This is a genomic window from Campylobacter sp. BCW_6889 (genome assembly GCF_001762535.1).
GTDB lineage: Bacteria > Campylobacterota > Campylobacteria > Campylobacterales > Campylobacteraceae > Campylobacter_D > Campylobacter_D jejuni.
The window spans coordinates 55,784-65,780 of the sequence record NZ_MJWZ01000072.1; the positions used below are offsets into that span (position 1 = coordinate 55,784).

Consider the following 9,997-nt stretch of genomic DNA (forward strand, 5'->3'; position numbering starts at 1 on the left):
ATGAAAATAGGTATCATAGGCCTTGGAAAAATGGGGCAAAACCACTTAAATGAACTTAGCAAAAATTCTCATTTTAAGCTTAATGCACTTTTTGATCTTTGCAAAAATCCAAATCTAAATATTTTTGATGATATTTTTTATGATGATTTGAATAAATTTTTAAATCAAAATAATGATATTATCATCATAGCAACACCTACAAATTCACATTTAGCAATAGCAAAAAAAGTTTTTAAACAATGCAAATGCGTTTTAATCGAAAAGCCTTTAGCTCTAAATTTAAAAGAAATAGACGAAATTTCAAATTTAGCTAAAGAATACAGCATAAAAGTAGGCGTAGGTTTTTGCGAAAGATTTAATCCTGCAGTTTTAGCCCTAAAAAAAGAGCTTGAAAATGAAGAAATTATCAGCATTAACATACAAAGATTTTCACCCTACCCGCAAAGAATCAGCGATGTAGGGATTTTGCAAGATTTGGCTGTACATGATCTTGATTTGCTTTGTTTTTTAAGCAAGCAAGAAATAACAAAAACCAATTTGCTTAAAAAATACACTCAAGATCAAACAAGAGAAAGTGAAAGCATTATTCTATGTGGGCTTGAAAAATGTATTGCTAGCATACATCAAAGTTGGAATAGCACACAAAAACTAAGAAAAATTCATCTTATTACTAAAAATCATTTTTATGAAGCCAATTTAAATGATTTTTCTTTATTAAAAGATGGAAATTTTATAGAACTTACTCAACAAAGTCCACTTTTTTCAGAACACGAAGCTTTGTTAAAACTTATCGATAATCAACCCAATCATCTAGCCAGAACGAGCGATGCTTACAAAGTTCAAGAAATTTTAGAAAGGTTTGCGTGAAATTAGTTTTATTTTTAAATATGGGCGGAGCTACGAATTTACAAGATTGTGAAGTTTTTTTAAAAAATATGTTTAATGATCCTTATATTTTAGGAATCAAAAATCGATTTTTAAGAAAATTTGTAGCATGGATCATAACAAAGGCTCGCGTTAAAGCCATGCAAGAAAACTATAAAAAAATGGGCGGAAAATCCCCTTTAAACGAACTTACTCAAAGCCTGTGTGACAAGCTTAATTTAAAACAAGATGAATTTAAATTTGATTTTGTAAATCTTTATGTGCCTCCTTTTGCCACAGAAATTTTGCAAAAATACACTTTAAATGAAAGTGATGAAATCATTCTTTTTCCACTTTATCCACACCATTCTTGCACCACAGTAACTTCATCTTTAGAAGTTCTGCAAAATGAAATTTCAAAGCAAAAAATTCAAGCAAAAGTAAAAACTATAGATATTTTTTACAAAAATGAACTTTATAATGAGATGATAATTTCGCACATTTTGGCTAAAAAAAATAAATTTGATGCCAAAATTTTGATTTTTTCAGCGCATTCTTTACCACAAAGTATTATTGATAAGGGTGATTTATACGAAAAGCATGTAAATAATCATGTAGAAATTTTAAAAGAAAAATTAAAAGATCATTTTGATGAATTTATTTTAGCTTATCAGTCCAAACTAGGCCCTGTAAAATGGCTTGAACCAAATACAAGCGATATTTTGGCAAATTTAAACGATAAAGCTTTAATTTATCCTATTTCTTTTTGTATAGATTGTTCTGAAACGATTTTTGAACTAGGTATGGAGTATAAACATTTAGCAAAATGTGATTATGATTTAATAAGTTGTCCTAATGATAGTGATGAATTTATGGAATTTATTTTAAAATATTTATCTGATCTTAACCAAGAATGAATTTGAGACCCTTGTCTATCATTTTTTTAAAGATTAACAAGGACTTTTTGGTAAAAATTTAGCTGACTAAGCCAAAGTATAAGCTTTTTCTCCGCGCAAACTCACATCTAAGCCTTTTTGTTCTACTTCTTCTTTCGCTCTTAAGTCTACAAAATAAGAAATAATCTTAAGAATAATAAAGCTTATGAGAGCTGAAAAAACATACAAATCATAATAGCAAGAATTTGCTCTTTTAAAAGCTCTAAACTTCCACTGATAAAAAATCTCGCCAAGCGCATTTTAGGCAATCACATTAGGATTTACTTTAGCACTTGCAAAAAGCCCTGTAGCAATTCCTCTCAAACACCTCCGATTCCGTGTAAAGAAAAAGCATCTAAAGAATCAATCCTATTTGAGTTTGTATTTAATAAAACTCAAACTAAAACAACAAAATACAGAAAGACAAAGCTCCTATAACAAGAGAAGCATAAAATCTACATAACCGCAACTACAAGCCCACTAAGTCCACCTAAAATAGTCAGTTTTTATGGATGAGCCACTCAAGCACTACCCATTGTAAAGCAATGACACTAAAAACAATAAAGCAATTCATTATGGTATTGAATGTATTTTTACTTCTTACCATACCCAAATAAAACATTGCTAAAGCTGGAGTCATAAGCAAAACTAGCAGAGTACACAATACAATAAAACTTGAATTTACCGCATTCGCTTACCTACCCTTTCTTACAAAATATAATTACAAGATAATTATATTTAAAATGATTTAAAAAATATAAATTTAAGAAATATTTTATATATTTTTTTATAAAAGTTTATTTTTTTATTTTAAATTACTATAAATAGGGATTTAAAAAATATTTTACTTCTCTATGATTCAAATTTACTAGCATTAAAATACAAATTTGGGCCAAGCTAAAAAACAACAAAGATAAAAAAGGATTATTGTAAGATGATGAAGAAAAAATTTGATTATTTAATAAAATTATCTAATATTAAAAAAGTAATTGCGCTTTAAAATGATCTAAAAGCTCTTCTTGAGCTTTTAAAATATCATCGGTATTTAACTCAAAATCAATCTTGTCTGGTTTTTTATAAGTTTTATCATAATACTCCAAAAGCATAACAATAAGCTTTTGCCATTCTTTTTTCTCATAACTTTGAAGCAATTCTTGGCGTAAATTTAAGCTGATATAAGGGCTGATTTTTTGCACACATTGTTGAAATTTTAAAGGAGTCATTTTTTCTTGATAAATTTTTTGTATTCTTTTAACGCGATTTTCCAAAGAACAAAAACAATAAATTTTAAAAGCCTTTTGCATTTTTTCATAAAATTTCAAAGGTAAGATGATATCCCCTATTTTGCGACTTTCACTTTCTATGAAAGCAAAATTTTCTAAATTTTGCATATTGTGAAAAAGTTCTGCTTCAAAAGCTTTTTGCGTAGGTTGTTTTCCTAAAATATCACCAAAAGATGAGCCTAAATGATTTGCCATTTTTTCTAAATTTATAGCTTGTGGGAGTTGTTCTAAAAGCTCTGTTTTTCCACAGCCTGTATTGCCGCAAAGAGCAAAAAAATCAAAATTTATTTCATTTTCAAAATAACGCGTTACAAAAGTTCTATAAGCTTTAAAGCCACCTTTTAAACGCACCACTCTAAAACCAAGCTCACTTAAAATCACTGCGATAGACTTTGAACGCAAACCCCCACGAGAACAATAAATCCCCACCTTTTCTCCTATGCGAAAATTTTGAGTGATTTCTAATATATGTTTAGCGGTATTTTGACAAATATAACTCGCACCCCTAGCCTTGGCTAAAGCTTGATTTTTCTTATAAATCGTTCCTATTTCTTGATATTCTTCATCATTGAGTGCATAAAAATTTAAAGCTCCTATCAAATGAGAATGCAAAAATTCTCTAGGGCTTCTTGCATCGATTAAAAGAGAGAAATTTTCTTTTTGAAATTCTGTAAATTCAACTTCACTGAGCATTTTTAAAAGCCAAAACAAGTTTTTGATAAACTTGCTCGATATTAGTGCCACAAACCCTAGTTTCTCCTATGGTTGTGATAAAATTTGTATCTCCTGTCCAGCGTGGCACTAGATGATAATGACAATGAAAAGCTATGCCAGCTCCTGCATCTTTGCTTAAATTCATACCGATATTGACCCCATTTGCATGAATTTGCTCTTTTAAAATTTTCACTCCCAAACGCACAAAATGGCTCATTTCTTGCCAAATTTCATCGCTTAAATTTTCTATATGCTCTTCATGTACATAAGGAATCACCATAAAATGCCCCGCAGAATAAGGATAGCGGTTCATCACTCCAAAACAATGCTTTGCTCTAAAAATCACACCTAATTCTTTATCACTTTTGATCTTATTAGTACAATCACAAAATGGACAAACAGTTTTTTCTTTTTCAAAATACTCACTCCGCCATGGTGCATACAAATATTGCATTTTCCCTCCTTAAAGCAAAGCTTTTAAAGCCTTTCCTTCATCTTCCTCACGCATAAAATATTCGCCGATTAAAAAAGCATCAACGCCTAAATTTTGTAAATGCTCTAAAAATTCTTTATTTTCTAAACCACTTTCTGCGATGATGATTTTTGAATTTGGGATTTGTGGGATAAGTTTTTCGCACAAACTCATATCCATAGTAAAATCCTCTAAATTACGATGATTGATACCGATAATATCCGCTCCAGCAAAAATAGCCTTACTCAAATCCTCTTTATCATGAATTTCAACCAAAGCCTCAAGACCTAAATGTCTTGCAAACTCAAGCAGTTTTTTAAGCTCTTTCATGCTTAGCATTTTAGTGATTAACAATACAAAATCTGCCCCATAAACCAAAGCTTCTAAAATTTGATACTCATCAAAGATAAAATCTTTTCTAAGTAAAGGAATTTGTGTATAACGGCGTATAAGACTTAAGTATTCTAAAGAACCTTTAAAAAAATGTGGCTCAGTCAAAACAGAAATCGCCGCAGCTTTGTTCTTCTCATAATTTAAAGCGATACTCAAAGGATCAAAGTCTTCTCTAATGACTCCCTTGCTAGGACTTGCTTTTTTTACTTCTGCTATGATTTTAACTTCTTTTTCTACTCTTTTTAAAGCTTTAATCACATCTTTTGGAAAGAAAGGATTTGAAGCTAAAGAACGCCCTAACATATCATAAGGAAGTTTTAGTTTGCGTTCTTTTAAATCTTCTTTTGTTTTTTCAAAAATTTTATCCAATATCATGGTTTTACACACGCCTTTATCGCTTTTATATGAGCTTTACTCTCATCAGAATTTGCAAATTCTTTATCATCTAATGTTTGTTTTAAAATTTCCCATGCTTGCTTACAATTGCCTAGTTTATAATACCCCCAAGCTAAAGAATCTAAATAATACAAATTCTGTGGATCTTTTTCTAAGGCAAGTTTCACAAGCTCTATACCTTTTTTAACATCTAAATCATAATCTATAAGCAAATATCCATAGTAGTTTAAATACAAAGCATTGCTATCTTTATCGATAGCCTGTTCGAATTTTTCTTTTACAGAATCAATTACTTTTGGAGTGATTTTTTTAGCTTCATTTGCAGCTTCAAATTCAAAAACTGCCGCTCGTAGAAGATATTCTTTATTTTTTGTTTTATGATAAAGAGCTAAACTCATTTTTTTAGCATCATCAAAGCGTTTTAAATTCTGATACAAAGCAAGTTTAATATCATCATCTAAATCATACTTCAAAGAAATTTTTAAAGCTTCTTCTGTTTTGCCTTGAGAATTTAAAAGCTCAACCAAAGCCAATGCAAAACTTTTATTTTTGGTAAGTTGATAAAGCTCTTTATATATACTTTTTAAAGCTTCGATATTTTTTTCATCAAAATAAATTTTAGCAAGCAAGACGCAAGTTTTGAGAGTGCAACCATTGGTTTTTCTTGAAAATTCTAAAACATTTTTAATATTTAAAGTATCATTTAAAATCGCATAAATTCCTATGAGTTTAAATAAAATTTCTTCGTTTTGCACTTGATTATAAGCAGATCTATAGTACTTTGTGGCATTTTTTAAATCATTTTTTTTAACCAAAATATCTCCGTAAAGCTCTAAATTTCTAGGATCACTATCCTTTTTTGTTAAAAGCTCTTTCATAAGTTTTTGAGCATTATTGATATCATTTGAATTTAAAGCATAAAGAGCACTAAGTCGCTTAAGATTGTCATTTTGATTTAAATAAGGCTTTGCTAGATTATTTAACTCTGCTTGCTTGTCAAGATTGTTTGCCAAAGTAAGTAAAAATGCATTTTCTAAAAAATTAGCATTATTATAATCTTGATAAAGACTTAAAAATTCATCTCTGGCTTCTTTGTATTGTTTATAATACTCATAATTATAAGCCTTCATAACCCTTAAATCAAAATCATTGCTTTTATATTTTGTATAATCAGGATAAACAACATTGATTTTTGAACTTCCACAAGCTGCCAAAAAAAAGGCTACTAAGACAAATAACAAATACCTATACATTCTTTTTCTAATTCCTTTTGATGTGTTTTAAAATATTCCCAAAATGGAAAAGTTCTGCATTGTTTTGGACGAAAATCGTAGATACTGCAATTTCTTTTTTGAGTATCAAAAAAAATGCAAGCAAAGCCATCTTCAAATTCGACTTCCTTAAAACTCATTTTAAAGCCCACTTTTCTCAAGTATTTTTCAGCAAATTCTTTGCTTTCTAAATTTAAATGCTTTCTTAATGCTTCTAATTCTTCCTTGCTCGCAAAAATATTGCCACTTTCTCCAGTGCAACACTTTCCACCGCATTTCTCACAAGCATTTTCATCAAAAGCATAAGAAAAATTTTTATCAAATATCATAACTTTTTAACCTAAATCTTGAGTGAATTTCTTGCATTTGTTTGCTTAAAATTTCATTTTCATATACAAAAAAAGGAGGTAAAATCTCACAAGGCGATTTTGAACCTTTTTTTACCTGTATCAAAACAAGTCTTGCTTTTTTGTTTTGATGTGTATGTACAAAGCAAAGCTTTGTTATTTTTATTTTCATATCTTTTAAAATAAAACAAATTTCATCTAAAGCTAAAGCTTCATAGCAAAAATACAAAGTACCATTTGGCTTAAGCATAGAATTTGCTTTAGTTAAAAAGCTATGCAAGGGTAAAAATTCCTGAAATTTACTTATAACTTTATGCTGATCTTCACTCTTGTAAGCTCCTTGTCTATAAAATGGAGGATTGCAAACTATGAAGTCAAATTTTTTTATGCTTTGAAATTGATTGAAATCATCATGAAAAATATCGCCTTGTATTTGGTTGGATTTTAAATTTTTTTCAATCAATTTTATATTTTCTTTTTGAATATCAATCAAAGATAAACTTAAATTTGCAATATTTTTTTTAAGTAAAATACCTATGATACCACAGCCTGCACCTACATCAAAAACAGCGCCTTTAATTCCTTGTTTTAAAATAAAATCAGCTAAAATTAAAGAATCACTATTATAACGATACCCTTGTGATAATTGTGCTAGCGTAATCAAATCTGACATATATTTTAATGCGTTGGAATTTTAATGCGTTTTGGAGGTTGTTCTTTAAATATATTTTGTTCTTTTGTTATATTATTATCTTCTTTAAAATTTACTGGGCTTTGTGCTGTCAAAAAAGAAATTACAAAAGTTATAAAAAAAGCAATTTTTATCATAATAACACCTCATAAAATGGTGTCCACAGCGAACACCTAACAATAACTATAAAATACCATAAAATATAAATTTTAAATATTTCAAATTTAATTTGGCTACAAAATGGCTACAAAAATTAAAATATAAAAATAGGTTTTTCTTTCTTTTCTATTTTTTCATTTAATATATCTGCAGTTTCAAAATTATACCATAAAGTTGGATTAATTGCATCTTTTGCTAATTCTAAAGCTTCATTTCCATTTCCTCTTTCATTATCAGAATCATCGCTTTGCTCATTCATCATTTTAGGAGTATCTGCTGTAATGCTTTGAACAACATCATAAATTTTACTCGCACCGCTTAGCAAATTTCCAACAACATTTAAAGTTGATTCAAAAGTTGTCATTTCTTGTGCTACTTGTGCTGTATTTTTTGCAAAATCTGTAGCTAAATTCCAATTATTAGCACCCCAAGCACCTAAAAAATTAACCAAACCCCAGACAGCATTAAGAATTGAAAATAATTTATTTCCAGTAAGTGAACCCACGGCTAAACCTAAGCTAATTCCTAGTGTGATACCCGCAGCTACACCTTCGCTAACCCCTATCAATGTTCCTAGCCATGCACCTTGTCCGCCAATCCACCAAGTAGCTACAGCCAAAATAATAGTAACAATAGGTGCCAAAAAGCTTAAAATTCCTTTGCTTGATTTTTCGTATACATAAAGATAATAAAAACTATCCCATAATGCAAACCATCTATCTCTACGTCCATAAGGTAAATTTGAACTTTTTCTATATAACGGATATACGCTTGGCGTAACACTTGTATCTTTTTTTCCAAAGCTTTGATTATTGAGGTAAGAATAAGCAACATAAGGCTCTTCATAACAAACTAAATTAAAACTATTATAAAAACATAAAGGAGTTGCATATTTGCATTTATAATTTTCTTTTATTGAGTTAAATACTTCAAAAAAAGATATCTTTTTGCTTGTTAAAGTATAATATATTTTACTCGGATCACTCTCTCTAGTTTTTTGTGCTTTCTCATATATATTATAGGTTATTTCTACTTTTTCGATTCTAAATATATTTTTATTTAATTCTTTAAAATCATTATAAAATTTTTCAACATCAATGCATAATTTTTTATAAGGTTTTCCAAAAGTTGGTTTAAATTCAACATTTTCTACTTTAATTTCTGGTATTTTAATATCATCAATACTAGGATATATCCATTCATTATTTTTTTGAATAGTTTGAGAAAAAATAACCACTTCTATATCATTTATAAGCATGTCATAATTTATATTTTCCAATGCCTTATTTAATATATCTTTGAAATTTATTTTTTCATCAATATAAAAAAATCCTTTTCCATTATATTTCCAAGCTTTTTCTTTTTCAAATAAAAGAGTTAAATTGTTTGGAAAACCATAATAATACTGCATACTTCCTAAATTATAATTAGTTCTTATCTCGCAAATATCATGATATATTCCATTTTTACTGCTAGGATCTCCTTTATAGGGTTTGTATGGATCTTGACCCACGAAAAATTGGTTAAGTCCTAAATCATTATAGTTTTCCTTATTATAAGGTGCAGTGCTAGAACTTTTAATGTTATATTTTTTCACTATATACGAATTTTTAAATAGCGGATGGTTTATATTTTGAATTTGGCTTCTACCTTTTCTTACAAGTTGTTTATGTAAAAGCTCAACATATTTATTTACCCCTATCATAGCATAGGTAAACCATTGTTTATATACTTCTTGTGTATCTAATTCTCCTATGTTTGATGGATAAGCAGGCTTAAGAGTATAATTTCTCATAAGCCTTTTTTCATCTATAAGCATTATGAAGACTTTTCTATATTTTCTATCTTTTCTTTAACAAGCTTCATAATTTCTTGTGGTATATCAAGACCACCGGTACAATATCCAAATTGAACACTCTGTGTAACTTTTGCAGCTTCAATTCTTAAATTATCATCTATCTGTGAAATTTGTCTAGCTATTAATGCAGGTTTTGCTTTTTCTGTTTCTGTTTGAGCTCTAAAAAGCAACGTTTTTTCAGCGTTAAGCTCGTTTTCATCGCCTTGTAAAATCATGGATAAAGCTGTATTTTGACTTTGAGCTACTATGGTTTGTCCAACACTTACCAACGCTTGTGCTAAGCTTTGAAATTGCTGGTCATTTCTTATAACATTATCGTTTCCAAATTGTTCCAAAAGCTTTTTAAATTCTCCAAATGGAGATTTTTCCGCTAAACTCATTTCTAAAATTTGCGGATAAATTTCTTTAAATGCTTCAAGTCTTTTGTTGTAATCAACATTTGTATTACTCATTATTTAGCTCCTTTATTTTGTTTATCTGAATTTCGCACTGTTTGTATTTGTAAAAAAGCATAGAATAAGCGTTTAAAATATCAAGTTCATTTTTTGCCATTGGCTTTTCAAGGGGGCTTAGTATTAGTAATTCTTGCGGAATTCTAACTTTTTGAATTTCTA

Annotated in this window: 11 protein-coding genes and 1 pseudogene; 2 read left to right on the forward strand and 10 right to left on the reverse strand. The window is 29.0% G+C overall.

Annotated features, from left to right (window positions below):
• Together AJ939_RS08075 and hemH are read left to right on the forward strand one after the other, a co-directional pair.
• Window positions 1-867: a Gfo/Idh/MocA family protein gene (locus tag AJ939_RS08075; protein WP_070276587.1), complete on the forward strand. Its 867-nt coding sequence runs from the start codon at window positions 1-3 to the stop codon at window positions 865-867.
• Complete coding sequence (gene hemH / locus AJ939_RS08080; protein ID WP_002881223.1) at window positions 864-1,781, forward strand: ferrochelatase; 918 nt, start codon at window positions 864-866, stop codon at window positions 1,779-1,781. Before AJ939_RS08075 ends, hemH begins: the two co-directional genes overlap by 4 nt.
• 66 nt (window positions 1,782-1,847) lie before the next feature.
• Here hemH and AJ939_RS08085 read toward each other — a convergent pair.
• The 10 genes and pseudogenes from AJ939_RS08085 to AJ939_RS08130 all read right to left on the reverse strand — a co-directional run bounded on the left by AJ939_RS08085 (window position 1,848) and on the right by AJ939_RS08130 (window position 9,835).
• Window positions 1,848-2,439 (reverse strand): annotated as a pseudogene (locus tag AJ939_RS08085) (hypothetical protein).
• Between the two features lie 337 nt (window positions 2,440-2,776).
• Window positions 2,777-3,775: a tRNA 2-selenouridine(34) synthase MnmH gene (gene mnmH / locus AJ939_RS08090; protein ID WP_002861230.1), complete on the reverse strand. Its 999-nt coding sequence runs from the start codon at window positions 3,773-3,775 to the stop codon at window positions 2,777-2,779.
• Entirely contained in the window at window positions 3,765-4,250 is a 486-nt protein-coding gene (locus tag AJ939_RS08095; RefSeq protein WP_044778774.1) for an HIT family protein, read from the reverse strand. Before AJ939_RS08095 ends, mnmH begins: the two co-directional genes overlap by 11 nt.
• 9 nt (window positions 4,251-4,259) lie before the next feature.
• On the reverse strand, window positions 4,260-5,036 hold the full coding sequence (gene trpC, locus AJ939_RS08100) for an indole-3-glycerol phosphate synthase TrpC (RefSeq protein ID WP_044778775.1): 777 nt from the start codon (window positions 5,034-5,036) through the stop codon (window positions 4,260-4,262).
• Window positions 5,033-6,310, reverse strand: coding sequence for a tetratricopeptide repeat protein (locus AJ939_RS08105; protein ID WP_002861227.1), 1,278 nt, complete (start codon window positions 6,308-6,310; stop codon window positions 5,033-5,035). The genes trpC and AJ939_RS08105 overlap by 4 nt, the downstream gene beginning before the upstream one ends.
• Window positions 6,283-6,657 carry a YkgJ family cysteine cluster protein gene (locus tag AJ939_RS08110; protein ID WP_002933038.1) on the reverse strand — a complete coding sequence of 125 codons (375 nt, stop codon included), beginning with the start codon at window positions 6,655-6,657 and terminating at the stop codon, window positions 6,283-6,285. The genes AJ939_RS08105 and AJ939_RS08110 overlap by 28 nt, the downstream gene beginning before the upstream one ends.
• Entirely contained in the window at window positions 6,647-7,348 is a 702-nt protein-coding gene (locus AJ939_RS08115; protein ID WP_070233407.1) for a tRNA1(Val) (adenine(37)-N6)-methyltransferase, read from the reverse strand. The genes AJ939_RS08110 and AJ939_RS08115 overlap by 11 nt, the downstream gene beginning before the upstream one ends.
• A gap of 5 nt (window positions 7,349-7,353) precedes the next feature.
• Window positions 7,354-7,503 carry a hypothetical protein gene (locus tag AJ939_RS08120; protein WP_002857548.1) on the reverse strand — a complete coding sequence of 50 codons (150 nt, stop codon included), beginning with the start codon at window positions 7,501-7,503 and terminating at the stop codon, window positions 7,354-7,356.
• Between the two features lie 116 nt (window positions 7,504-7,619).
• Complete coding sequence (locus tag AJ939_RS08125; protein WP_070276589.1) at window positions 7,620-9,344, reverse strand: hypothetical protein; 1,725 nt, start codon at window positions 9,342-9,344, stop codon at window positions 7,620-7,622.
• Window positions 9,344-9,835: a hypothetical protein gene (locus AJ939_RS08130; RefSeq protein WP_070276591.1), complete on the reverse strand. Its 492-nt coding sequence runs from the start codon at window positions 9,833-9,835 to the stop codon at window positions 9,344-9,346. Before AJ939_RS08130 ends, AJ939_RS08125 begins: the two co-directional genes overlap by 1 nt.
• Between the last annotated feature and the right edge of the window lie 162 nt (window positions 9,836-9,997).

Bases quoted from the DNA above. Each gene is read 5' to 3' on its own strand.
- AJ939_RS08075 (WP_070276587.1), top strand. From the start codon at position 1: ATGAAAATAGGTATCATAGGCCTTGGAAAAATGGGGCAAAACCACTTA.
- mnmH (WP_002861230.1), bottom strand. From the start codon at position 3,775: ATGCTCAGTGAAGTTGAATTTACAGAATTTCAAAAAGAAAATTTCTCT.
- AJ939_RS08095 (WP_044778774.1), bottom strand. From the start codon at position 4,250: ATGCAATATTTGTATGCACCATGGCGGAGTGAGTATTTTGAAAAAGAA.
- trpC (WP_044778775.1), bottom strand. From the start codon at position 5,036: ATGATATTGGATAAAATTTTTGAAAAAACAAAAGAAGATTTAAAAGAA.
- AJ939_RS08105 (WP_002861227.1), bottom strand. From the start codon at position 6,310: ATGTATAGGTATTTGTTATTTGTCTTAGTAGCCTTTTTTTTGGCAGCT.
- AJ939_RS08110 (WP_002933038.1), bottom strand. From the start codon at position 6,657: ATGATATTTGATAAAAATTTTTCTTATGCTTTTGATGAAAATGCTTGT.
- AJ939_RS08115 (WP_070233407.1), bottom strand. From the start codon at position 7,348: ATGTCAGATTTGATTACGCTAGCACAATTATCACAAGGGTATCGTTAT.
- AJ939_RS08120 (WP_002857548.1), bottom strand. From the start codon at position 7,503: ATGATAAAAATTGCTTTTTTTATAACTTTTGTAATTTCTTTTTTGACA.
- AJ939_RS08125 (WP_070276589.1), bottom strand. From the start codon at position 9,344: ATGCTTATAGATGAAAAAAGGCTTATGAGAAATTATACTCTTAAGCCT.
- AJ939_RS08130 (WP_070276591.1), bottom strand. From the start codon at position 9,835: ATGAGTAATACAAATGTTGATTACAACAAAAGACTTGAAGCATTTAAA.